This window comes from Vulcanococcus limneticus LL (genome assembly GCF_943369875.1).
Classification (GTDB): Bacteria; Cyanobacteriota; Cyanobacteriia; order PCC-6307; family Cyanobiaceae; genus Vulcanococcus; species Vulcanococcus limneticus_A.
In genome coordinates this window covers 223,877-246,423 of record NZ_CALROT020000001.1, presented here as the reverse complement: position 1 = coordinate 246,423, position 22,547 = coordinate 223,877, and the positions used below count along the sequence as shown (strand labels likewise).

The window sequence follows — 22,547 nt, the reverse complement described above, 5'->3', positions numbered from 1 at the left end:
CCGGCGTGCCCCAGGGGACACGGGTCAAGCGTCCTCTCCCGGCCTGGACGCCAGGGGCTGGAGCGGAGCTGAGCCACCCCGTCAGTACCGTGCAGCACAGATGCGCCCGCACGGAGCAGGGTCTGGCCCCATGAGTACGCCGCTGAGCCCCTGGGACCTGGACTGGATCGTCGGGGCCCTGCGCGATGGACGCGAACGCTGGCAGCAGGCGTGGCCCCATCCCCGCACCCTGCTGCCCCTGCCGTCCCAGGCGGCCCTCACCCAGGTGGTGGAGGCCCTCAGCGACGCCCTCTACCCCACCAGCCGGGTGGCAGGCGATGACCACGACGTGGACGGCGCCGTGGCCCACACCCTGGAGGCCGCCCTGGAGGCCCTGGCGGAGCAGGTGGGCATCGAGCTGGAGGTGAACCAGGTGGAAGGACGCAGCGCCCGCGATCCGGGCGCCCCGGATCCCGCGGAACCCGAGGGCCCGGGCAGCGCCGACCTGCAGGCTCGGGCCCGGGCCCTGGTGCAGGAGTTCGCCACCCACCTGCCCACCATCCGCCACCTGCTCGACACGGATCTGCGCGCCGCCTACATCGGCGATCCCGCCGCCGACAGCCTGCACGAGGTGCTGGCCTGCTACCCGGGGTTCAAGGCGATCACCTACCACCGCTTCGCCCATGCCCTGCATGGCCTGGGGGTGCCGGTGATCGCGCGGATCATCGCCGAGACGGCCCACTCCTGCACCGGGGTGGACATCCATCCCGGTGCCCGCATCGGCGACAGCTTCTTCATCGACCACGGCACCGGCGTGGTGATCGGCGGCACGGCGGTGATCGGCAACCGGGTGCGGCTCTACCAGGCCGTGACCCTGGGGGCCAAGCGCTTCCCGGTGGACCAGAACGGCCATCTGGTGAAGGGCGAACCCCGCCACCCGATCGTCGAAGACGACGTGGTGATCTACTCCGGCGCCACGATCCTGGGGCGCGTCACCATCGGCCGCGGCGCCACGATCGGCGGCAATGTGTGGCTCACCTCCTCGGTGCCGGCGGGGGCCACGGTGACCCAGGCCATGGCCCGCAACGAGACCTTCTCCGACGGCGCCGGCATCTGAGGCCGGGCCCCGGCGGGCGGGCGACGCCCCGGAACACCCCCAGCAGGAGCAGGGCCCATCGGCCCAAAGCCCCCACAAAGGGAATTGTCCAGGCCCAGGCCGCTGGCTATTCAGGGCCGTGCAGTGGGGTTGCAGTGAGAACGAGCGGCGGTGCGGGGGCGGATCGGCAGCCCGGAGCGCAGGCGGGGCAGCGGATCGAGCGTCGGTCCATGAAGCGCACGCCCGTGCCGCTGATGACGGGGGCGGTGCGGGCCGAGCTGATGACGCCGGATCAGATCTTCCCGCGCGGCCAGCTCTGGGATGTCAGCCCGATCGGGGCCTGCCTGGTGGTGCGCCACTTCATCGATGAGCTGGTGGACGGGGCCCTGGTGACGGTGCGCCTGGTCTGCGAGTCGACCCACCAGAGCCTGGAGGTGCAGGGGCTGGCCCGCTGGAGTCACCCCGAGCACAGCTCCACCTTCCTGGGGATCCACTTCGCGGAGAACCGGCTGCCCGAGGGGCTGTTCCTCGATTCCTACCTCGACCGGCACTGGGCGGACTGAGCCAGATCCGGAGGTCACGGCGTGGCCTGGGCCTGGCTGAGCGGCGGGCGGCGCGACCGCCGCACGGCCTTCTCGGCCTCCAGGTAGGCGACGAACAGACCACTGCAGCCCAGGCAGATCGCCAGGTTGGTCGCCGTCAGGGGCGTGAGCTGGAAGAAGCGGGCCAGGGCCGGCACCTGCAGCAGGGCCAGCTGGGCCGCGCCGCTCAGCAGCACTGACCCCAGCAGCCAGGGGTTGCCCAGGGGGCTGGTGGTCAACAGGGGCCGCTCGCTGCCGGCCGCCAGGGCATGGCCCAGCTGCGCCAGGCAAAGGGTGGTGAACACCATCGTGGGCCAGGGGGCTCCGGAGCGGGCCGCCACCACCATCAGCCCAAGGGTGAGGGCCGCAAACATCAGGCCGATGCGCAGGATCGCGGCGCCGGTGCCCTGGGCGAAGATCGGCTCCCGGGCCGGCAGCGGCGGCCGCTGCATCAGCTCCTGATCCACGGGGCCGAGGGCCAGGGCCAGGGCCGGCACGCCGTCGGTCACCAGGTTGATCCAGAGAATCTGCAGGGGGGTGAGCGGCACGCCCAGCAGCGGAGCGGCGCTGATCGCCACCAGCTCGCCGATGTTGCTGGCCAGCACATAGATCACGAAGCGGCGGATCGTCGCCAGCACCCGCCGGCCCTCCTCCACGGCGCTCACGATCGTGGCGAAGTTGTCGTCGAGCAGCACCATGTCGGCGGCCTCCTTGCAGACCTCCGTGCCCTGCAGCCCCATGGCCACCCCGATGTGGGCCTGGCGCAGGGCCGGGGCGTCGTTGACGCCATCGCCCGTCATCGCCACGATCGCGCCCCCCGCCTGCAGCGCCTGGACGATGCGCAGCTTCTGCTCCGGTGGCACCCGGGCGTAGACATCGCAGCCGGCCACGGCGACCGCCAGCTCGGCGTCACTGAGCCGCTCCAGCTCCTGGCCCAGCAGCACCGGGCCCTGGGGGTCGGCCAGGCCGATGCCGGCGCCGATGCTGCGGGCGGTGAGGGGGTGATCGCCGGTGATCATCACCACGCGGATGCCGGCGCTGCGGCAGCGCGCCAGGGCCGCCGGCACCTCCGCCCGGGCGGGATCCCGCTGGCCCACCAGCCCCAGCAGGATCCAGTCGGTGCTGGCGGCGGGCTCTGCCAGGGCCCGGGACGATCCACAGGCCAGGGCCAGCACCCGCTGGCCGGAGGCCGCCAGGCCCTGGGCCTGCTCCAGCCACCAGCGCCGCTGCAGCGCCGTCAGCGGCGCCACGCCAGCGCCATCCAGCCAGCGGTCGCAGCGGGCCAGCAGCACTTCCGGGGCTCCCTTGGCGATGGCGAGCTGCCCGCCCGCGGCCGGGGGACCATCCCCAGCCGCCGGATCCGCCAGGCCGGCCTGGAGCTCACCGCCGGCATCCAGCACCACCACCGCCATCCACTGGCGCTCGGCGCAGAAGGGCAGCTCGGCCAGCCGCGGGTGGCGCCGGCGGATCGCCTCGGCCTCGAGGCCGGCGCGCTCGGCGGCCAGCAGCAGGGCCCCCTCGGTGGGATCGCCCAACAGGGGGCGCCCGGGGAGGGCTGGGCCAGCGTCCGCCGTCGGCTCTCCCAGCGCCTCACTCCCACCGGTCGGCGGCGTCTCACCCGCCGCCGGATTCCCACCGGTCGGCGCCGGACCCCAGCGGGCGTCGTTGCAGAGCACCCCGGCGCTGAGCAGCAACGGCAGGGCCCCAGCGGTGCTGCCGGGCCGAGCCCCGGCCGGTGGCGCCACGGCCTGCCGGCGCAGGGGATCCCCGGCCAGCGGAGACTCCCGGCCCCAGGCCAGGCTCACAGTGCCCAGCCGCAGGGTCTGCACCACCTGGCGGTTCTCGGTGAGGGTGCCGGTCTTGTCGGTGCAGATCACCGTGACCGAGCCGAGGGTCTCCACCGCCGGCAGGCGCCGGATCAGGGCCTGGCGGCGCACCATCCGCTGGGTGCCGATCGCCAGGGTCACGGTGATCACGGCCGGCAGCCCCTCCGGCACCACCGCCACGGCGGCCGCCAGGGCCATCTCCAGCAGCTCCAGCAGGGGCTGCCCCAGCCAGACCCCCAGCAGCATCGCGGCCCCCACCAGCACCAGGGCCCCGCCCACCAGCTGCTCCGAGAGCTGATCCAGCCGCCGCTGCAGGGGCGAGCGCTCCCGGGGCGTGCGGCGCAGCAACAGGGCGATGCGCCCAAGCTCGGTGGCCAGGCCCGTGGCGGACACCAGCGCCAGTCCCTGGCCGCGCACCACCTCCGTGCCCTGGAACACGCAGTTGCGCCGCTCCGCCACCGGCGTGCCGTCGGGCAGCACCAGCTCGGCCCGCTTGTCCACCGTGTCCGACTCGCCCGTGAGGGCCGCCTCTCGCAGGCCCAGCGCGCTGCCCTCCAGCAGGCGGGCATCGGCGGCCACCCGATCACCCGCCGCCAGGCGGATCCGATCGCCCGGCACCAGCTGCTCGGCGGCCAGCACCTGCCACTGCCCATCCCGGCACACCGACACCTGGGGCTGGGCCAACTGGCGCAGGGCCTGCAGGGCCCGCTCGGCCCGGCTCTCCTGCACGTAGCCCAGCGCCGCGTTGAGCACCACGATCAGGCCGATGGCGATGGTGTCCCGCGGCAGCCGCTGGGCGCTGAGATCCAGCCAGGCCGCCACCGCGGCCACCGCCAGCAGCAACAGCAGCATCACGTTGCCGAACTGGTCGAGCAGGATCCGCAGGCGGCCCCGGCCCGGCTCCGGCTCCAGGCGATTGGGGCCCAGCGCGGCCAGCCGTTCGCCCGCCTGCTCCGTCGTCAGCCCCTGGGGGGAGGACGCGAGGGCGGCCAGGCAGGACTCCGGCGCGAGGGCATGCCAGCTCGGCGGGGCGGGATCAGGCACGCGCCCGGGGCGGCTTGATCCCCACGCTAGGGGCGCTGGCCGCTCAGGCCTGGCCCAGCTGCTCGGCGCCGAATTCCCGGGCCAGCTCGTCGTCGAACTGGTCGGCCACGCTGGCCACATCCAGCAGCATCCGCGCGAACTCGGGCTTGCCCAGGCCCGGCAGCGTGCGCTCCGTCGCCACCACCACCACGTCCTCGTCCACCCCGAAGCAGCAGCCCACCACGATCCGGTTCAGCTCCAGGCAGCGCCGGTAGAAGGCCAGCAGGTTGTGGTCCGGCAGCCGCAGGATCGGCGAGCGCACCTCCAGGGTGTCCTCATCGAGGATCCCGTTGCGGTGCAGCCCCACCTCGAGCGTGGCGCTGCCCACCTGCAGCGACCAGTCGGCGCCGTCGTCGGCGTCCTCGCGCTGGCCGTCGATGCCCAGCCCCGCCAGCACCTCATCCACCAGATCGGCGATCTGCTCCAGGGAGGGGGCAGCCGGCTCGCGGGGAAGCCAGCGGGCCAGCAGATCGGGAAGGAAGCCCGTCATGGCCGCGCGTCAGAGGGTGGCACCGCAGACCGGGCAGTAGGGCCGGCGCTCGGGGTTGGCCGCCCCACAGACCGGGCAGCGCTCGGCGGCGGGGGGCTCGGGGTCTGGTGCGGCCCCGGGGGCCTCCGGGGATCCGGCCGCGGCGCCCAGCTCCTCGAACGCATCGGCCAGGGCGATCAGGGCGCCGCAATTGTGGCAGTAGTCGGCGCTGCGGGAGGCCATGCCACAGCTGGGGCAGTAGTGGAGGCCCCCCTGGGCGCGCTCCTGCAGGTAGTCGTTGAAGCGGCTGTAGAGCAGCGGCGCCGGGATCGCGAAGTTGAGGCCCTGGGAGTCGGCGCGGCTGCAGGTGATCAGCCCCACCAGCTCGGCCCGGTCGTCGCAGATGGGGCCGCCGCTGTTGCCGGGATTGATCGCCGCATCGAGCTGGACGTAGCGGCGTCCGTCGATCGAGCGCTCGATGCCGCTCACCACGCCGGAGCTGAGGCTGTAGTCGAGGCCGAGGGGATGGCCGATCGCATAGACGGTCTCACCCACCTGGGGCATCCGCCCCTGCGGGGCCCGCCCGCCGATGAGCGGCTGGCGGGCCAGGCCGATCGCCTGCTGCAGCAGCGGCGGCTCCAGCTGCAGGAAGGCCAGGTCGGGATCGCGGTAGGCCCGCACCACCCGCGCCGGACCCCGCTGGCCGTTGCTGAGCCGCACGAGCACCGTGCTCCAGCCCTCCACCAGGTGGTGGTTCGTGGCCACCAGCCCCGCGCGGCTGAGCAGCACCCCGCCGCCGGAGCCATCGGGCACGTCGATCGCCACTACCGAGCCCGAGACCCGCCGGAACACCTCCGCCGCCGGCAGGGGCGACCGCAGGCGCTGCGCCGCCAGCCGCAGGCGGGACCCGAGCGCCTGCAGTCCACGGCGCCGCCGCCCCAGCCAGCGCTCCAGCCGCCGCCCGCCGCGCCCGCCTGCCTGGCCCATCCGGTCGCCCAAGCCCTGCGGAGAACCGTAATCACCCGCCCAATAGGCCAAAGACGCTTGCCTAGGTTGAGGGCCCGTGGTGCCGCGGCTGTGATGCCGAACGTGCAGAAAGTCCCCCGTGGCGATAAGCGCCAGCCGATTCCCTTCTCCGCGGGGGTGATCGTGGTGGAGGTGAGCTTTGCCGGCGCCGGCGCCGGCCGGGGCCCGGACGGTGCGGAGGACACCACCTACGCCGCCACCCTGTGGGACATCACCCGGGAGGGCTGCTGCGCCCTGGTGCAGGGCCATCTCCACGACCAGGTGGGCCACCGCTGCCAGCTCACGATCCGCGATGCCCAGTCGCCCGAGGTGGTGACCCTGGAGGCCACGCTGCAGTGGTGCGATCTCCAGATGCACCACGCCTTCTGCGGCTTCTGGTTCCTGCAGCAGGGCGGCCTGCCGGCTGACACCTTCCTGGAGAGCTACCTCCAGGGCACCTGGGCCGACTGAGCCCCGCCCGTCAAAACAGGATCGGCAGATTGCTGGGCTGGGTGCCGCTGCGGTCGCTCCAGTTGACGCGGCAGGTGTAGGTCACCGTGCCGCCCTGGCGGCCGACGCGCACCCGGGTGCGGGTGACAACGGCGTTGGCCGGCAGCGGCAGCTGGGCCCGGTTACAGGCATCCACTTCGGAGATGTAGGAGCCGAAGGTCGCGGTGGCCGCCCGGGCCGGGCTCGCCAGCAGGCTCGCCGCGCCGCCCAGGCCCCCGATAACGCAGAGGAGGGCCAGGCCAAGCAGGGGTCGGGTCATGGCGGGCGTGGAGGGACGGGTGATTGCGGCCATCGTATGGAGATCGGCCCGGCCCGGCTATGGGGCGCGGGGCCGCGGCTTCCTGGCTTCGGGTGCTGATAATGCCCCCAGCTCAGGCTCCGCCATGCCCTACGTCTGGAACGTTCTGGAGATCCTCGGCGGGATCCTGCTGCTCTTCGGGGGGGGCGAACTGTTCGTGGCCGGCTCGATCGCCATCTCGCTGCTGCTGGGCATTCCCCAGATCGTGATCGGCCTCACGGTGGTGTCGCTCGGCACCAGCGCGCCGGAGCTGTTCGTGAGCCTGCTCTCCACCATCCAGGGCACCGCCGGCGGCGATGCCATCGCCGTGAGCAACGTGGTGGGCAGCAACATCTTCAATGTGCTGGTGGTGCTCGGCGCCAGCGCCCTGGTGATGCCGCTACGGGTCAAGAGCCGACTCGTGCGCCGCGACGTGCCGCTGTTGCTGGGGGTGTCGATGGCCACCTGGGGCATGGCCTCGGGCGGCAGGCTCACGTGGGTGGCGGGCCTGGCGCTGCTCACCGGCACGGTGATCAATGTGATCTGGGAGATGCGCACGGCCAAGGAGGAGCCGGACGCGGACGGCGATGAGCTCGATGCCGCGGATGCGGCCCCCACCCCGGTGGCCCTGGCCAAGCTGGCCGCCGGCCTCGGGCTGCTGGTGGTGGGGTCCCAGCTGCTGGTGAAGGGCGCCACCGCCGCGGCCCTGGGGCTGGGGGTGAGCGAAACCGTGATCGGCCTCACGATCGTGTCCGCCGGCACCTCGATGCCCGAACTGGTCACCTCGCTGGTGGCCGCTTACCGCGGCAAGGCCGACATCGCCATCGGCAACGTGGTGGGCAGCAACCTGCTCAACCAGCTCGTGATCCTGGGGCTGTGCGGGGTGGTGAGCGGCGGGCGTGGCCTGGGGGTGGATCCCGTGATGCTCATCCGCGATTTCCCAGTGATGGTGGCCACCACCCTGGCCTGCCTGCCGATCTTCTGGACCGGGGGCGTGATCAACCGCCTGGAGGGCGGCCTTCTGATGGCCCTCTACGGGCTCTACCTGGTGGACCAGGTGCTCTCCAACAGCCTGCCAGCCTCGGCGGATGAGTTCCGACTGGTGGTGCTGGTGGGGATCCTGCCGCTGCTGCTGGTGTTCCTGGCCTGGAGCAGCCTGCAGTGGCGGCGGGTTCGCCGCATCGCCGAGATCTGAACCGCACTCCATCCACGCCAGGGAGAACCCGCCGCACGACTGTTCACCTGGAACAGCGGGTGGCCACGCACTCCGCAAGGGTCAGTTCTTTCGACGTGCCTACGGCATGGCCTGTCCCCACTGCGGTGACCACATGCTCACTCCGGCTGGCCAGCAGCTGCTGTGCTGTGGTTGCGGCCGGCCCCAACCGCACCTCGGCCCCAACCCGATGCTGAGCTGGCTGCGGGCCCACGGCCTGATCCTGCTGGGGGTCGTCATGCTGCTGCCGCTGGCCGTCGGCATGGGCAGGCTGGATGCGCTGCAGATGGCGGCCAAGGCCGGCGGCGATGGGCCGGCCGCTCCGGAGCGGGTTGCGGAGCACCGGCCCTGAGGGCAGCCGGCCCCATGGGGCCGGGGCGCACCGACTCCGCCGGGCTAGACGTCGAGGCTGTCGGGGCGGCCCTGGATCCGCTTCCAGCCCGCAAGCACCCCCAGGATGGCCGAAGCGCTCACCAGGCCCACGAAGGCCCCGTGCTCGTCGACCACCACCCGCACCGCGCTGCGGTCGCCGCGGCGGAAGCTGGTGAGCAGGCGGTCCGCGCGGATCATCTCGGGCACGAACAGCGGCGCATCACACACCGCGCTCACCTGGCGGTCGCCACCGCCCCGCAGCAGGATCGCCATCGCCTCCTCGCGGCTCAGCACCCCCAGCACCTCGTCCACGCCAGCCCCCAGCACCACCCACCAGGTGTCCTCGGGGGCCGTCACGATCTGATCGCGGGCCAGCTCCAGGCTCAGCCCCCCCGCCAGGGAGGGGGTGGCCACCCGCGACACCATCAGCTCCCGGGCCGTGAGGTCGTTGAGGGCGAAGACCTTGCCGATCATGGCGGCTTCATCCGCCTCGATCTGGCCCTGCTGGGAGCCAAGCCGCGCCAGCAGGTGGATCTCCCGCTCGTTGGTGGTGAGTTCGGCCTCGGCGGTGATGGCCGGCATCAGGCGCTCCAGCAGCAGCAGCAGCGGCAGGCTGAGGCGCTCCACCAGCAGCAGCACCCGCGCCGACACCAACGACACCGGCATGGCCTGGCTGTTGCCGATCGCCTTGGGCAGGATCTCCGCAAACAGGATCACCATCAAGGTGAACAGCACGTTGAAGATCACCAGGCCGGCCGCACCGCCATAGCCGCCGCGGAACACGCCGTCGGCATGGCTGCCCAGCACCATCGAACCGGAGATGTTGAACAGGTTGTTGGCCACCACCAGCAGGGCCAGGGCCCGCCCCGGTCGGTTCTTGATGCGCTCGAGCGCCCGGGCCCCCGGGACGCCCTGCTTGGTGAGGGTGTGCACCTGGATCGGGTTCACCGTGAGGATCGCCGCCTCTACCCCGGTGGCGATCGCCGAGCCCACCAGGATCACCCCGGCCATCGCCAGCAGCACGACGATCGGATCCACGAGGGGGGCCCTACACAAGTGCGGGGAACCTACCGCCGGTCACCGACCGCTGCCGCCCGGCGGGAGGGCCGCAACGGGATCCAGCTACGGTTTCGCATCGGGCGCCCATGTCGCGCCTCCCGAGCCGGGAGCCCCCTGCCGCCGCCTGCCCCCATGCCCCTCAGCGCCCCGCTGACCCTCTGGCTACGCCTGCAGCGCTGGCGCCATCAGCTCACGGTGCCCCAGTTCACGGCCGTCACCGGGCTGCTGGTGATCGCCTCGGGCACCGTGATCCTGGCCTCGCCGCTCTGCTCCACCGATGCGGTGGGCCTGTGGCAGGCCCTGTTCACCGTCACCTCCGCCATCACGGTCACGGGCCTGTCGGTGATCGTGGTGGAGCGCGACCTCACCCCCTTCGGCCAGGTGGTGCTGGCAGGCCTGATCGTGACCGGCGGCCTGGGCCTGATGGCGATCACCACCTTCCTGCAGGGCTTCGTGCAGGGGCGCTCCGGCCTGCGCCACCGGCTCGACAAGGGCCGCGCCCTCGATGAATTCGGCGTGGGGGGCATCGGCCCCACCTTCCACAGCATCCTGCTCACGGGCTTCTGCGTGATGGGCCTGGGCACGGTGGTGCTCTACGCCTTCGGCTTCTCCGATATCCCCAACCCGCTGGCCCGCCTCTGGGCCTCGCTGTTCCACTGCATCAGCGCCTACAACAACGCCGGCTTCGGCCTCTGGGCCACCAACCTGGAGCCCTACCGCGACAACCCGGTGGTGAACGGCGTGATCGCCAGCCTGATCGTGACGGGGGGCATCGGCTGGCGGGTGATCAACGACCTGTGGGCCAACCGCCGGCGGCTCTCCAGGTTGCGGCGCCTGAGCCTGCACACGCGCCTGGTGCTGCGCAGCACGATCGGCCTGATCGTGCTGGGGGCCCTGGGGCTGCTGGTCACCGAGCACTTTGCCCCCGACGGCAGCCTGCAGCAGTTCAGCCTCTGGCAGCAGCTGCAGATCACCCTGTTCCAGTCGGTGACCACCCGCACCGCCGGCTTCAACACCATCCCGCTCACGATCGAGACCCTCTCCGACGCGGGTCTGCTGCTGATGATCGTGCTGATGTTCATCGGCGCCAGCCCCGGCGGCACCGGCGGCGGCATCAAGACCACCACCTTCGCGATCCTGATGGGCGCCACCCGCTCCACCCTCGAGGGCCGCAACGACGTGGTGATCGGCAGGCGGCTGATCCCCGACTCCACCGTGCTGCGCGCCGTGGGGGTGACCCTGGCCTCGGCCCTGTTCGTGGTGCTGATGACCCTGCTGCTGGAGGTGGGGCCCAGCGCGGCGGGACTACCCGGCCATCAGCCGTTCAGCTTCCTCGAGAAGCTGTTCACCTGCGTGTCGGCCTTCGGCACCGTGGGCCTGGATGTGGGCGTGACCGCCAACCTCAACCGCTGGGGCCAGCTGGTGCTGATGGTGGGCATGTTCGTGGGGCGGCTGGGGATCCTGCTACTGCTCTCGGCCCTCTATGCCCACAGGCCCCAGACGCGGGTCGGCTTCCCCCGGGAGGACCTCTACGTGTAGTCCCCACTGCCTGGCCCTAGTCCCCTGGCCACTGGCCCCCGGCGGCCGGCCCCTCCCCCCGACCAGTCCTCCGTTCCGTCCTTGCGCGTTCCAGTCCGATGAACCAGTGGTGGCAATGGCCTGCCGATGCGGCGGCCGGGCGCAGCAGTTTCGCCGTGATCGGCGTGGGGCGCTTCGGCTCCGCCGTGATCTCCGAGCTGGTGCGCTGCGGCGCTGACGTGCTGGCGGTGGACCTGAACCAGCGGGCCATCGACGAGCTGCGTCAGATCGACCCCTCGATCGAGGCCCGGGTGGTGGACTGCACCGACGAGGAGGCCCTGCGGGCGGCCGGCGTGCTCGACCTCGACACGGTGGTGGTGGGCATCAGCGAGCCGATCGAGGCCAGCATCACGGCCACGTTGATCTGCAAGGACGGCCAGGGCAGCCGGGTGCGCCAGGTGATCGCCCGCGCCACCAGCGACCTGCACGAGAAGATGCTGCGCCGCGTGGGGGCCGACCGGGTGGTGTTCCCCTCGAAGATGCAGGGCCAGCGCCTCGGTCTGGAGCTGATGCGCCCCAACCTGCTGGAGCAGCTGCGCCTCGACGACCGCAACAGCATCGAGGAGATCCGCGTGCCCTCGGCCTTCGTGGGCCGCACCCTGCGGGATCTGAACCTGCGCAAGACCTACAACGTGAGCGTGCTGGCGGCGGGTCCCAGCCAGCAGCTCACGGTCAACCCGCCGGCCTCCCAGGTGCTGCAGGCCGGCGAGCTGCTGGTGGTGATGGGCTCGGCCGCAGCCCTGGAGGCCCTGCCGCCCCAGTGAGCCCCACGGGAGAGCCACGGGGCCTGGCGGCGTGCGGATCCGCACACGTGATCCCGAAGACTTCTCCCCGGGGGCTGCCGGCGCCAGCCGGCACAGCTAGTGAGGAGGGGAATTTCGGCATGGGCATCCATGGCGCAGATCCTCGCCAGCCCCACGTCCGATCCGGCCGCGGGCCCCACGGTCACCACCGCGCCTACCGGCAGCCCCGAGGCCCCGGCGCTGATCCGTGAGAACGGCCAGCGGGAGGTGTTCTGCGGCCTCACCTCAATCGTGTGGCTGCATCGGCGCATGCCGGATGCCTTCTTCCTGGTGGTGGGCTCCCGCACCTGCGCCCACCTGGTGCAGAGCGCCGCCGGCGTGATGATCTTCGCCGAGCCCCGCTTCGGCACCGCGATCCTGGGGGAGCGGGACCTGGCCGGCCTGGCCGATGCCAACGCCGAACTCGACCGGCTGGTGGGCCATCTGCTGGAGCGACGCCCCGAGATCCGCACCCTGTTCCTGGTGGGCTCCTGCCCCAGCGAGGTGATCAAGCTGGATCTGGCGAAGGCGGCCGAGCGGCTCCAGGCCCAGCTGGCGGGCCGGGTGCGGGTGCTGAGCTACTCCGGCAGCGGCATCGAGACCACCTTCACCCAGGGGGAGGACAACGCCCTGCTGGCCCTGGTGCCGCTGCTGCCGGCGGCGCCGGTGGCGCGGGATGCCGGCAGCAGCGCCGCCCCCCCGGACCAGCTGATGATCGTCGGCACCCTCGCCGATGGGGTGGAGGACCGCTTTCGCTCCCTGTTCACCCGCCTCGGCATCCCCCGGATCGACAGCCTGCCCCCGCGCCGCGCCAGCGAGCTGCCGCCGGTGGGACCCGGCACCCGGGTGCTGCTGGCCCAGCCCTTCCTCTCGGCCACGGCCCGGGCCCTGGTGTCGCGGGGCGCCCAGCTGATCCCGGCCCCCTATCCGCTCGGGGTGGAGGGCAGCCGGGCCTGGATGGCGGCGGCGGCGGCGGCCTTCGGCGTGGCGCCGGCCCACGTGCAGGCGGTGCTGGCGCCGCTGGTGGAGCGGGGCCAGCGGGCCCTGGCGCCCCACAAGGAGGTGCTGGCCGGCAAGCGGCTGTTCCTGATGCCCGATTCCCAGCTGGAGATCCCCCTGGCCCGCTTCCTGGCCCGCGAGTGCGGCATGGAGCTGCTGGAGGTGGGTACGCCCTATCTGGATCGCAGCCTGATGGCCGAGGAGCTGGCGCTGCTGCCGGCGGGCGTGCAGCTCAGTGAGGGGCAGCACGTGGAGCACCAGCTCGATCGGCTGCGGGCCGCCCGGCCCGACCTGGTGCTCTGCGGCCTGGGGCTCGCCAACCCCCTCGAGGCCGAGGGCATCGCCACCAAGTGGTCGATCGAACTGGTGTTCAGCCCCATCCACGGCATCGACCAGGCGGGGGATCTGGCCGAGCTGTTCGCCCGGCCCCTGCGCCGGCGCGCCCTGCTCAGCTTCGGCTGAGCGCTGCCGGGCTCCCGCCACCAGCCATTCCCCGCTCCGCTTCGCTCCAGCCTCCGCTCCACCCCACCCGACGAACCGCCCCGTCAGCGGCCGGTTCCGCCCTTCCCCTCGCCTTCCCCCGAACCCCTTGGAACTCACCCTCTGGACCTATGAAGGCCCCCCCCACGTGGGCGCCCTGCGCGTCGCGGCCTCGATGGAGGGAGTGCACCTGGTGCTGCATGCCCCCCAGGGCGACACCTACGCCGACCTGCTGTTCACGATGATCGAGCGGCGCGGGCGGCGCCCCCCCGTGACCTACACCACCTTCCAGGCCCGGGACCTGGGGGGTGACACCGCCGAGCTGGTGAAGCGCTCGATCGCCGAGGCGGCGGAGCGCTTCCAGCCGGAGGCCCTGCTGGTGGGCGAGAGCTGCACCGCCGAGCTGATCCAGGACCAGCCCGCCGCCCTGGCCCAGGGCATGGGCCTGGGGGATCTGCCGGTGGTGGGCCTGGAGCTGCCCGCCTACTCCAAGAAGGAGAACTGGGGCGCCGCCGAGACCTTCTACCAGCTGGTGCGCAGCCTGCTGAAGGACCAGCTGCCACCGCCGGGCCAGCCGAAACCGGAGCCGACCCGCTGGCGCCAGGAGGGCCGGCGGCCGCGGGTGAACCTGCTGGGCCCAACGCTGCTGGGCTTCCGCTGCCGCGACGACGTGCGGGAGATCAGCCGCCTGCTGGCCGAGCACGGCATCGACGTGTCGGTGGTGGCGCCCCTGGGCGCCCGCCCCGCCGACCTGCAGCGGCTGCCCAGCGCCGATCTGAACGTGTGCCTCTACCCGGAGCTGGCGGGGCCGGTGTGCAGCTGGCTGGAGCGCAGCTTCGGGATGGCGACGGTGCGCACGGTGCCGATCGGCATCGGCGCCACCGCCGCCTTCCTGCGGGAGCTGCACGGCCTGCTGGGGCTGGAGCTGCCGGCCGACCTGGAGCCGGGCGCCGGTGGAGTGTCCGAGGCCGAGCGGCGCTCGCGGCTGCCCTGGTATTCGCGCTCGGTGGATTCCACCTACCTCACGGGCAAGCGGGTGTTCATCTTCGGCGACGCCAGCCACGCCATCGCCGCGGCCCGGGTGGCGAGCCAGGAGCTGGGCTTCCAGGTGGTGGGGCTGGGCACCTACAGCCGCGAACTGGCCCGGGAGGTGCGCGCGGCGGCGGCCGAGCTGGGCCTGGAGGCCCTGATCACCGACGACTACCTGGCGGTGGAGGCGGCCATGGCCGCCGCGGCCCCGGAGCTGGTGCTCGGCACCCAGATGGAGCGCCACAGCGCCAAGCGGCTCGGCATCCCCTGCGCCGTGATCAGCACACCGCTGCACGTGCAGGACGTGCCGGCCCGCCAGGCCCCCCAGATGGGCTGGGAGGGGGCCAATGAGCTGTTCGACGCCTGGGTGCACCCGCTGATGATGGGCCTGGAGGAACACCTGATCGGCATGTTCCGCCACGACTTCGAGTTCGTGGAGGGCCACCGCAGCCACCTAGGTGGGGCGGCACCGGCCGAGGCCCCGCCGGCGGCGATCGCGGTGGCGGCCGCCGTCGCGACGCCGGTGGCGCCGGCCAGCGCGGCCGCAACCCCGGCCGGAACGACGGCCGCCTCCGCGGCCTCGGGCAGCCTCGAGGCGGCCCTGGCCTGGACCCCGGACGGCGAGGCCCAGCTGGCCCGCATTCCCTTCTTCGTGCGCGGCAAGGTGCGCCGCAACACCGAGCGCTACGCCCGCGAGCACGGCCTGAACGCGATCAGCGAGGAGGTCCTGTTCGACGCCAAGGCCCACTACAGCGCCTAGATCCGCCGGTCCTGGGCCCCACGGCCCAGGACCACTGACCCGTTTCACCCACCCGTTTCACCCGAGCCGCCTCCCCAGCGGCGTTCCCGCCCAAGCCCTCCCCAGCAGCAGCCCGCCGGTTCAGGCCAGGCGTTCGCTGCTCCCGCTTCTCAACCCCTCACCTCCCCGTTCCCATCCCATGACCACGACCCTCTCCCGCCCCGATGGCGAAGGCTCCCTGCAGGTGCATCAGGACCCGTCCCTGCACATAGAGGCGGGCGCCCTGGTGATCGCCGTCTACGGCAAGGGGGGCATCGGCAAATCCACCACCTCCTCCAACCTCTCGGCGGCCTTCTCCAAGCTCGGCAAGCGGGTGCTGCAGATCGGCTGCGATCCCAAGCACGACAGCACCTTCACCCTCACCAAGTCGATGGTGCCCACCGTGATCGACATCCTCGAGACGGTGGACTTCCACACCGAGGAACTGCGGCCCGAGGACTTCGTGTTCCAGGGCTTCAACGGCGTGATGTGCGTGGAATCCGGCGGCCCGCCGGCGGGCACCGGCTGCGGCGGCTACGTGACCGGCCAGACCGTGAAGCTGCTCAAGGAGCACCACCTGCTGGAGGACACCGACGTGGTGATCTTCGACGTGCTCGGCGATGTGGTGTGCGGTGGCTTTGCGGCGCCCCTGCAGCACGCCGACTACTGCCTGATCGTGACGGCGAACGACTTCGATTCGATCTTCGCCATGAACCGGATCATCGCCGCGATCCAGGCCAAGGCCAAGAACTACAAGGTGCGGCTCGGCGGCGTGGTGGCCAACCGCTCCAAGGACACCGACCAGATCGATCGCTTCAACGCGCGGGTGGGCATGAAGACCATGGCCCACTTCCCCGATCTCGATGCCATCCGTCGCTCGCGCCTCAAGAAGTGCACGATCTTCGAGATGGAGGCCAGCCCCGAGGTGGAGGCGGTGCAGCAGGAGTATCTGAATCTGGCCCAGCGGATGCTCGACAAGGTGGAGCCGCTGGAGGCCGAATCGCTCAAGGATCGCGAGATCTTCGACCTGCTGGGCTTCGACTGATCGGGGATAGCCAGGGCCGCGGGTCTGGAGCCGATCTCCAGCCCCGCGCCGTCAGACCAGGGTCACGCAACGGCTGCGGCCGGCCCGCTTGGCCGCATAGAGGGCCTCATCGGCGCGGGCGATCAGCTTGGTGGCGGTGAGGGCGAGGTCCTGGGCGGCCAGATCGGCTTGGCTGGACTGGTCGGTGGGATCAAAGGCGGCCAGGCCCACGCTCAGGGTGATGCTCTGGGGCAGGTGCACCCCCTCCAGATGCAGCGGGGCGGAGGCGAAGCCCTCCACGATGCGGTTGGCCAGCTGATGGGCCCCATGGATCCCGGTGCGCGGCAGCAGGATCGCGAACTCCTCACCGCCGTAGCGATACACCCGATCGCCACCGCGACCGGCCAGGGTCACGAGGCGGTCGGCCACGGCCCGCAGGCAGGCATCGCCGGTGAGATGGCCGTGCTGATCGTTGAACTGCTTGAAGAAGTCCACATCGAGCATCAGCAGCGCCAGCGACTGGCCCGCGTGCCAGTGCTCCTCCAGATCGGAGGGCAGCTCGCGGTTGAACAGCAGGCGGTTGCCCACGCCGGTGAGGGCATCCTGGGTGGCGAGCTGTTCCAGATCCTGGGTGCGCCGCTGCACCAGGTCGGCGATGGTCATGTCCTTGGTCTGGATCATCACCAGGGCATCCGCCAGGGCGTCGTGGCGGGCCATGTCACTGAGGCGGATGCCGAGGGAGCTGAGCTGCTCCAGGGTGTGGACCACCGGCGTGCCGAGGAAGAAGGCGTGCGGACCATCCACCAGCACCTGGCCCTTGAGCTGCAGGGGCAGATCCAGCAGCTGCAGCACCGTGAACTTGGAACCGAGCTTGCTCAGCCCTTCGAGGCTGGGCTGGCTCAGCCGCGGCCTGTGCCACTGCACATGCCTGGCGAATGGGGCACCACGGACCTCGCTGCCCAGTAGCCGCAGCAGCGCCGGCCCCATCTGGCGGATCACGAGGTCAGCGTCGACCACGAGATGGAAGGGAAACAGCTCAGGGAACCGCTGGGCCGAGGGTGCCAGGGTCATGGAGGATCGGCCGGCTCGTCGTAGCGCACGGCGAACACGTCGTGGTCGGCACCGTCGCGGCGGCAGGCCAGCTGCTCCACCTCCACCGGCGTGTCGAAGCGATCGCCCAGACCCTCCACCAGACCGATCACCATCGGCGCCAGCCCCTGGCGCTGGGAGTGGTAGTGGAGGTGCATGGTTCCCTCTCCGAGCTCTTCGGTGTCGAAGCTGGGGGGCACCAGCTGGGGGAAGTTCACCCCCACCCGGGCGTGAAGATCATCGAGGTTGTGGAGAAATTCCGGCAGGCTGGAGCCGGCCATCTCCATCAGGGGGCCATAACCCTCAGAAGCGGTATAGGTCACCCAGAATTCACCAAAGGCCCGCAGCAGGGCGTCGGGAGTTTCCTCCAGTTCCACGCTGGCGGCCATCACCAGACGATGGGTGAGGTCGTCGGGATAGGGCTCCATGCCCTGGAAGCGGTCCACCTTGACCTCCGCCCGCTGCCGCACCCTGTCCCAGGCCTCCTGGCCGTGGTTGACGCAGATCATGTCGCGGATGGCTTGATTGACCAGTCCGTACATGGAGCGGTGATCTGCTGTTTGGTTCACCCCACATTAGAGACGGGAACCTCGACTGGGGTGCTGAGTGTTCAATAACGGCAATCATGCTGATTATTGGCAAGCCTGCCCCATCAGAGGGAGGCCCAGCCCCAGGCAGGTCCCCAGGGCCCGCCCCTGTTCAGGGCCCTCGATCCATGGCATGGTGCGGCCCAGGTCGGGGTCGGCGCCACGCGCCGGCCGGCACCGCCCCCGCTCCCTGGCCATGCCGCCCTCCACACCATCCCGGGATTCCAGGGTCCGCAGCCGCCAGCGCCGCCGCCAGCCCTCCGCTCAGCGCCAGGAGAGCGTCAGTCGGATGAGCCAGTGGATCTCGGGCCTGACGGGCCTGCTGTTTCTCGCCGCCGCCCTGCTGTTCGGCTACCTGGTGGTGGGCGAGGGCATCGACCACATGGCGAGCGACTACGAGACGTCCAACCTGCTGGGGAGCGCCTCCCTCGAGGAGGCCGAGCAGCAGCGGGCCAAGCGTCCGCCGCGCCCCTATCCGCTGGAGCCCACCCTGCAGGGGCGGATGCTGAGCCGGCTGCAGCGGCTGCTCCAGGGGCGGATCCCCTAGGCGGCCCCCCGGGGGCGGTCCCCGTCAGATCTCGGCGACGGCCCGCTCCACCAGCCGCCGCGCCACCGCCTGCACGCCGGTGTGGGCATAGGTGTCGGTGAAGGCATCCAGGAACGCCGCGAGGCCCTCCATCCGCCCCTGCCAGGGCCCGAGGGTGCCCTCCAGCGCCTGCACGGCCCGCTGGCCCGTGAGACCGAGCTGGCCGATGAAGCCGCCGGCCCAGCCGGCCCAGCTCTCCACGCCGCGGCGCAGGAAGCCCAGGTGGGCCTGGTCGCCGCGGCCGGGCAGCAGGCCACTGAGGCGGCCATAGGCCGGCAGCTGCCGCAGCTCGCCACTGCTCACCTGGCCCAGCAGGCCATCGAGGCGTTCCAGGGCCTGGTTGCCCAGGGGCAGCAGGGCGTCGAAGCAGATCAGCGCCGCCATGCGCACCCGGGCATCGCCGGCGTAGTCCGCCAGGGAGGCCGTGAAGTCGCCGAAGGAGTCGCCCGGCAGGCCGTTCACCTGGGTGAAGGCCAGCAGCTCGGCACCCACCTTGAGGCTGAGGTCGGCGGCCTGGAGCCTGTCGCTGGGGGGCGTGATGCTGCCGAGGCGCTTGAGCACAGGCAACCCAGCCGTCACGTTGGCCAGCACCCGCAGGCCGCCGCTGGCCCGCTGGGAGCGGTTCACGGCGTCATAGAGGCTCAGGGCCCGGCCGTAGCCCTCGTGGCGGGCGCCGCTGAGCAGGTCGGCCCGGGCCCGCACCTGGCGCACCAGGACCGGATCGTCGTCGCCGAGCACCTCGGCGATCAGGGCCTCGGCGTTGGTGGGGTTGCTCCAGCCGCCGGGCACCAGGGTGGCGATGCCCTGCAGGGCCAGCACCGTGAGGCCCCGGCGGGGCAGGCGGTCGAGGCGATCGAGAACGGTGCGGCTCATGCGGCCTCCTGCAGGGCGGACTCAGGGCTGAAGGCCTCAGCCGCCCCCCCTGGGGCGGCGGCCATGGGGCGGTCCGCGGCTCCTGCCGGCAGCCGGCCCGCGGCAGCCCGCTCCCGGGCGGGGGCGAGGGCCGCCAGGCCCGGCAGGTCGAAGCCCTCCAGCAGGGCGTGGCGCTGATCGGCCGCCAGGCCCAGCCCCTGGCCGATCACCTTCACCTGGAAGCGATCGGCCACCAGGAGGGCACTGGCCTGGGCCCCCTGCTCCAGCAGCGGCCAGCCCTGCAGACGCTCACGGCTGCCCTCGAACTTGGCGCGGGCCTCCGGGGCGGTGCGGGTGTCGGAGATGGCGAGCAGGGCCAGGGCCTCGCCGCCCTGCTTCAGCCTGGCCTCGCTGAAGCCCCGCTTCTCCTGGGTGAACACCAGCTGCTGGCCCTGCTCCGGGGCCGGGAACAGGCGGTTGAAGGCACTGCCGTTCACCACCTGGGCCAGGGGCACATCGGCCACGGTGCCGCCGGGCAGCCAGGAGCTGAAGGGGGCCAGCACCACGGCGCCCACCAGCAGGCCCGTGGCGAGCAGGGCGGCCAGGCCCCAGCGCAGGGCACGGTTCATCGTCGGCTCAGGCAGTGCCCCCGGGTCTTAGCAACGGCGGGCCGGGCCGGCCCTCAACCCCCAGCCAGCAGCGGATCCAGCACCGGGTTGCTGAGGCTTCCCACGCCGCTGATGCTGATCTCCACCCGGTCGCCATGGCGCAGGAAGCGGGGCGGCGTGCGGCCGGCCCCCACCCCCGAGGGGGTGCCGGTGAGGATCACCGTGCCGCGCAGCAGGGTGGTGCCGCGGCTCAGTTCGGCGATCAGCCGGGCCACCGGGAACAGCATCGAGGCGGTGCTGTCGTGCTGCACCAGCGCGCCGTTGAGCCTGGTGCGCAGCTCCAGGGCCTGCAGATCCGGCACCTGCTCGATCGGCACGGGCTCCCCCAGGGGGCAGAAGCCGTCGAAGCTCTTGCCGCGGCACCACTGGCCGCCGCCGCCGTGCCACTGCCACCAGCGCTGGCTCACGTCGTTGGCCACGGCCACGTGGGAGAGCACCGACCGGGCCTCGGCCTCCGGCACATCGCGGGCATCGCAGCCCAGGATCACCGCCAGCTCGCCCTCGTAGTCGACGCCGGGCTCGGGGGTGTGCACCACCGGCGGCAGCAGGATCGGCTCGCCGTCGCCGATCACCGCCGCCGGGTTCTTGAAGAACAGCACCGGCTCCGTGGGGTCCTCCAGGCCCAGCTCGCGGGCATGGGCCGCGTAGTTCTTGCCGACCCCCAGGATGGCGGGGGGATAGGCGCGGCGCAGCGCAGACGGGGCCATCAGGGGGTACCGGGGGTGGGGCTCAGGAGCGGGCCACCAGCTGCTCGGAGTACTCCCACACGCCCTTGGCGGTGTCGGGGTTGCTGGCCTTGTCGGAGAGCTCCTGGCTGAACTGCTTGCCGCCCTTGCTCTGGCGGTTGCCCCAGCTCCAGTGCACCCCGGACACGGCGAACTCGGGATCGGCCACCACCTGGGCCACCCGTTCGCCGGCCAGGGCCTGGCTCACGTAGCCGCCGGTGATGTTCTTCTGGAACCAGGGGAAGATCTTCTGGAACGCCTTGGGGGTGTTGCGGAACAGGGGGGTGTCCGCCACGCAGCCGGGATAGAGCGAGCTGAACACGATCCCGGTGGAGCCGTGCAGGCGACGGTGCAGCTCCTGGGTGGTGATCATGTTGCAGAGCTTGCTGTCCTTGTAGGCCTTGCCGGGCTTGAAGGGCTTGCCGTCGGCCATCGCGATCGGCGCCTTGAAGCCGGCCTTGAAGCCGGCCAGGTCGCCCAGATCGGCGGGGGCCGGAATCGGGATCTTGCCGCCGAGCTCCTTGGAATTGGCCGTCACGGTGCCGAGGATCACCACCCGGCGCGAGGGATGGGTGGACTTCTTGAGCTCCTCGAGCAGCAGCTGGATCAGCAGGAAATGGCCCAGGTGGTTGGTGGCCATCGAGATCTCGTAGCCCTGGGGCGACCACTCCGGCTGCTTCAGCCGCGGCTTGTAGACGGCGGCATTGATCACCAGGGCGTCGATGGGGAAGCCCAGGGAGCCCACCAGGGTCTCGACACCGCTGCGCACGCTCTCCAGATCGCCGAGATCGATGCGCAGGTGGTGCAGCCGCTCCTGGGGGATCCCCAGGGAGCTGGCGGCGGCGGCGGCCCGGATCGGGTCGCGGTTAGCGGTCACCACGGTCCAGCCGCGGTCCACCAGTGCCTTGACGGCGTTGAGGCCCACCCCCGAGGTGGTGCCGGTGATCAGAACCGCTCCGGGGGTGGCCGCCGTGGGGGAGGGAGTGCTGGTGGTGGAGCTGGAAACCATGGCGCCCTGCGCGCGGCGGGTCACAACCTACGGATGAGAGGGGCGGGTGCCGGGGGCGCCAGGGGGCTGCTCAACAGTTGGAAACGGGCTGGCGGCGCCCGGGGAGCCGGCGGCACCGATTGGCGGCTGCTTCTGCTGCTCCCAGACCACGCGCAGCCGGTTGGGGGCGATCCACTGGTCCTGCTCCTCGATCAGGCGCTGCTCGCCGCCGGTGGCGAACAGCTGATCGAAGCGCCCGCGGGCCTTGAGCAGCTTGGCCTTCTGGATCTCGAGCACGGCGGTGATCTCGCCGTGGCGATCGAGCCGCTCCTGGTAGGCCCCCGCCAGGCGCACCAGGCTCACCACGGCCACCAGCGACAGCCCCAGCTTGAGGGTGAGGCCAATGGCGCTGCAGACCAGTTCCTGCTGGCTGCTGGAGGGCCTCAGGCCGGGGTGCTCCGACAGGGGAGAGGGGCCGGCGCCCGCCAGCTCGCCATCCGGGCGGCGGCTGTCCAGGCCGGCGGCCAGGGCACCGATCAGACCGCCCGGGGCCGCCGCCAGGGCACCACCGGGACGACTGGCGCGGCTGGGACGGGAAGCGCTGGAAGGAGCGCTGGAGCCATTGCGGCTGGTGGAGCTGGGGTCCCGGCGCGCGGATCTCCGCTGAGATGGCTGGGTGTGCCGGGGGGAGCTCAAGGCTGGGGTGGCGGCGGGGCTGGCCCGCTTGTAGCAGGCCGGCCCCAGGCTGCCAAGGGGATCAGGCGCGGTACAGGCTGGCGGCCAGGCGCACGGCCAGCACGCCGGCGTGGGCAGCCACGACCAGGGCAATCAGCACTTCGGCCTGGGTGAGGGACGAAACCATGACCTGTTCTGAGCAAAAGATGTCGGGCCCATTGTCCGCGGCCCAGCCGG

General features: G+C 71.9%; 24 protein-coding genes. 11 read left to right on the top strand and 13 right to left on the bottom strand.

The features are described from left to right. Nucleotides 1-130 precede the first annotated feature (130 nt). Both epsC and ACLV7J_RS01195 read left to right on the top strand, forming a co-directional pair. A complete protein-coding gene (epsC, locus tag ACLV7J_RS01200) occupies nucleotides 131-1,096 on the top strand; it encodes a serine O-acetyltransferase EpsC (protein ID WP_411867307.1) in 966 nt (321 codons plus the stop codon). Nucleotides 1,097-1,305: 209 nt separating this feature from the next. After that, a complete protein-coding gene (locus tag ACLV7J_RS01195) occupies nucleotides 1,306-1,638 on the top strand; it encodes a PilZ domain-containing protein (RefSeq protein ID WP_411867306.1) in 333 nt (110 codons plus the stop codon). A gap of 14 nt (nucleotides 1,639-1,652) precedes the next feature. Here ACLV7J_RS01195 and ACLV7J_RS01190 read toward each other — a convergent pair whose 3' ends face one another. Genes ACLV7J_RS01190 through ACLV7J_RS01180 form a run of 3 tightly spaced genes read right to left on the bottom strand, consistent with a single transcriptional unit; the run spans nucleotide 1,653 to nucleotide 6,021 of the window. Next, nucleotides 1,653-4,526 (bottom strand): cation-translocating P-type ATPase, encoded by a 2,874-nt coding sequence (locus ACLV7J_RS01190; protein WP_411867305.1) that lies wholly within the window; start codon nucleotides 4,524-4,526, stop codon nucleotides 1,653-1,655. 43 nt (nucleotides 4,527-4,569) lie between these two features. Further along, nucleotides 4,570-5,055 (bottom strand): YbjN domain-containing protein, encoded by a 486-nt coding sequence (locus ACLV7J_RS01185; protein ID WP_411867304.1) that lies wholly within the window; start codon nucleotides 5,053-5,055, stop codon nucleotides 4,570-4,572. 9 nt (nucleotides 5,056-5,064) lie between these two features. Beyond that, nucleotides 5,065-6,021 carry a trypsin-like peptidase domain-containing protein gene (locus ACLV7J_RS01180; RefSeq protein WP_411867303.1) on the bottom strand — a complete coding sequence of 319 codons (957 nt, stop codon included), beginning with the start codon at nucleotides 6,019-6,021 and terminating at the stop codon, nucleotides 5,065-5,067. Between the two features lie 93 nt (nucleotides 6,022-6,114). Between ACLV7J_RS01180 and ACLV7J_RS01175 the strand changes: the two genes are divergently transcribed. Continuing rightward, nucleotides 6,115-6,510 (top strand): hypothetical protein, encoded by a 396-nt coding sequence (locus ACLV7J_RS01175; RefSeq protein WP_411867302.1) that lies wholly within the window; start codon nucleotides 6,115-6,117, stop codon nucleotides 6,508-6,510. 10 nt (nucleotides 6,511-6,520) lie between these two features. Here ACLV7J_RS01175 and ACLV7J_RS01170 read toward each other — a convergent pair whose 3' ends face one another. After that, a complete protein-coding gene (locus tag ACLV7J_RS01170; protein ID WP_411867301.1) occupies nucleotides 6,521-6,808 on the bottom strand; it encodes a hypothetical protein in 288 nt (95 codons plus the stop codon). Nucleotides 6,809-6,932: 124 nt separating this feature from the next. On the opposite strand from ACLV7J_RS01170, the gene ACLV7J_RS01165 reads away from it, so the two are divergent. Both ACLV7J_RS01165 and ACLV7J_RS01160 read left to right on the top strand, forming a co-directional pair. Beyond that, nucleotides 6,933-8,021 (top strand): calcium/sodium antiporter, encoded by a 1,089-nt coding sequence (locus ACLV7J_RS01165; protein ID WP_411867300.1) that lies wholly within the window; start codon nucleotides 6,933-6,935, stop codon nucleotides 8,019-8,021. A 106-nt stretch (nucleotides 8,022-8,127) separates the two neighbouring features. Continuing rightward, the gene (locus ACLV7J_RS01160) at nucleotides 8,128-8,391 is read left to right on the top strand and encodes a hypothetical protein (protein ID WP_411867299.1); all 264 of its coding nucleotides are present in this window, start codon (nucleotides 8,128-8,130) and stop codon (nucleotides 8,389-8,391) included. Between the two features lie 44 nt (nucleotides 8,392-8,435). Here the strand turns inward: ACLV7J_RS01160 and ACLV7J_RS01155 are convergent, their stop codons facing one another. Then, nucleotides 8,436-9,449, bottom strand: a complete 1,014-nt coding sequence (locus tag ACLV7J_RS01155) for a CNNM domain-containing protein (protein WP_411867298.1) — start codon at nucleotides 9,447-9,449, stop codon at nucleotides 8,436-8,438. 153 nt (nucleotides 9,450-9,602) lie between these two features. Here ACLV7J_RS01155 and ACLV7J_RS01150 point away from each other — a divergent pair, with 153 nt between their 5' ends. The 5 genes from ACLV7J_RS01150 (at nucleotide 9,603) to bchL (ending at nucleotide 16,161) form a co-directional block, all read left to right on the top strand. Further along, nucleotides 9,603-11,009 (top strand): TrkH family potassium uptake protein, encoded by a 1,407-nt coding sequence (locus tag ACLV7J_RS01150; protein ID WP_411867297.1) that lies wholly within the window; start codon nucleotides 9,603-9,605, stop codon nucleotides 11,007-11,009. Between the two features lie 98 nt (nucleotides 11,010-11,107). Then, nucleotides 11,108-11,812, top strand: coding sequence for a potassium channel family protein (locus tag ACLV7J_RS01145; RefSeq protein WP_411867296.1), 705 nt, complete (start codon nucleotides 11,108-11,110; stop codon nucleotides 11,810-11,812). Between the two features lie 129 nt (nucleotides 11,813-11,941). After that, nucleotides 11,942-13,291, top strand: coding sequence for a ferredoxin:protochlorophyllide reductase (ATP-dependent) subunit N (locus ACLV7J_RS01140; protein ID WP_411867295.1), 1,350 nt, complete (start codon nucleotides 11,942-11,944; stop codon nucleotides 13,289-13,291). Nucleotides 13,292-13,418: 127 nt separating this feature from the next. Further along, entirely contained in the window at nucleotides 13,419-15,098 is a 1,680-nt protein-coding gene (locus tag ACLV7J_RS01135) for a ferredoxin:protochlorophyllide reductase (ATP-dependent) subunit B (protein ID WP_411867294.1), read from the top strand. Between the two features lie 178 nt (nucleotides 15,099-15,276). After that, nucleotides 15,277-16,161 (top strand): ferredoxin:protochlorophyllide reductase (ATP-dependent) iron-sulfur ATP-binding protein, encoded by an 885-nt coding sequence (bchL, locus tag ACLV7J_RS01130; protein ID WP_094590466.1) that lies wholly within the window; start codon nucleotides 15,277-15,279, stop codon nucleotides 16,159-16,161. A gap of 51 nt (nucleotides 16,162-16,212) precedes the next feature. On the opposite strand, the gene ACLV7J_RS01125 is transcribed toward bchL, so the two are convergent. Together ACLV7J_RS01125 and ACLV7J_RS01120 are read right to left on the bottom strand one after the other, a co-directional pair. After that, the gene (locus ACLV7J_RS01125; protein ID WP_411867293.1) at nucleotides 16,213-17,211 is read right to left on the bottom strand and encodes a diguanylate cyclase domain-containing protein; all 999 of its coding nucleotides are present in this window, start codon (nucleotides 17,209-17,211) and stop codon (nucleotides 16,213-16,215) included. Beyond that, nucleotides 17,208-17,771: a heme NO-binding domain-containing protein gene (locus ACLV7J_RS01120; RefSeq protein WP_411867292.1), complete on the bottom strand. Its 564-nt coding sequence runs from the start codon at nucleotides 17,769-17,771 to the stop codon at nucleotides 17,208-17,210. Before ACLV7J_RS01120 ends, ACLV7J_RS01125 begins: the two co-directional genes overlap by 4 nt. A 241-nt stretch (nucleotides 17,772-18,012) precedes the next feature. Here ACLV7J_RS01120 and ACLV7J_RS01115 point away from each other — a divergent pair, with 241 nt between their 5' ends. Beyond that, nucleotides 18,013-18,363 (top strand): hypothetical protein, encoded by a 351-nt coding sequence (locus tag ACLV7J_RS01115; RefSeq protein ID WP_411867291.1) that lies wholly within the window; start codon nucleotides 18,013-18,015, stop codon nucleotides 18,361-18,363. 24 nt (nucleotides 18,364-18,387) lie between these two features. Here the strand turns inward: ACLV7J_RS01115 and ACLV7J_RS01110 are convergent, their stop codons facing one another. The 6 genes from ACLV7J_RS01110 to psaM form a co-directional block, all read right to left on the bottom strand. Beyond that, the gene (locus ACLV7J_RS01110; protein WP_411867290.1) at nucleotides 18,388-19,275 is read right to left on the bottom strand and encodes a hypothetical protein; all 888 of its coding nucleotides are present in this window, start codon (nucleotides 19,273-19,275) and stop codon (nucleotides 18,388-18,390) included. Next, nucleotides 19,272-19,883 carry a hypothetical protein gene (locus ACLV7J_RS01105; protein ID WP_411867289.1) on the bottom strand — a complete coding sequence of 204 codons (612 nt, stop codon included), beginning with the start codon at nucleotides 19,881-19,883 and terminating at the stop codon, nucleotides 19,272-19,274. The genes ACLV7J_RS01110 and ACLV7J_RS01105 overlap by 4 nt, the downstream gene beginning before the upstream one ends. 53 nt (nucleotides 19,884-19,936) lie before the next feature. Further along, nucleotides 19,937-20,629, bottom strand: a complete 693-nt coding sequence (locus ACLV7J_RS01100; RefSeq protein ID WP_411867288.1) for a fumarylacetoacetate hydrolase family protein — start codon at nucleotides 20,627-20,629, stop codon at nucleotides 19,937-19,939. Nucleotides 20,630-20,651: 22 nt separating this feature from the next. Next, nucleotides 20,652-21,656, bottom strand: a complete 1,005-nt coding sequence (locus ACLV7J_RS01095) for a protochlorophyllide reductase (protein ID WP_411867287.1) — start codon at nucleotides 21,654-21,656, stop codon at nucleotides 20,652-20,654. Nucleotides 21,657-21,683: 27 nt separating this feature from the next. Further along, nucleotides 21,684-22,331, bottom strand: a complete 648-nt coding sequence (locus ACLV7J_RS01090; RefSeq protein WP_411867286.1) for a hypothetical protein — start codon at nucleotides 22,329-22,331, stop codon at nucleotides 21,684-21,686. 61 nt (nucleotides 22,332-22,392) lie between these two features. Beyond that, a complete protein-coding gene (psaM, locus tag ACLV7J_RS01085; protein WP_094590456.1) occupies nucleotides 22,393-22,497 on the bottom strand; it encodes a photosystem I reaction center subunit XII in 105 nt (34 codons plus the stop codon). Between the last annotated feature and the right edge of the window lie 50 nt (nucleotides 22,498-22,547).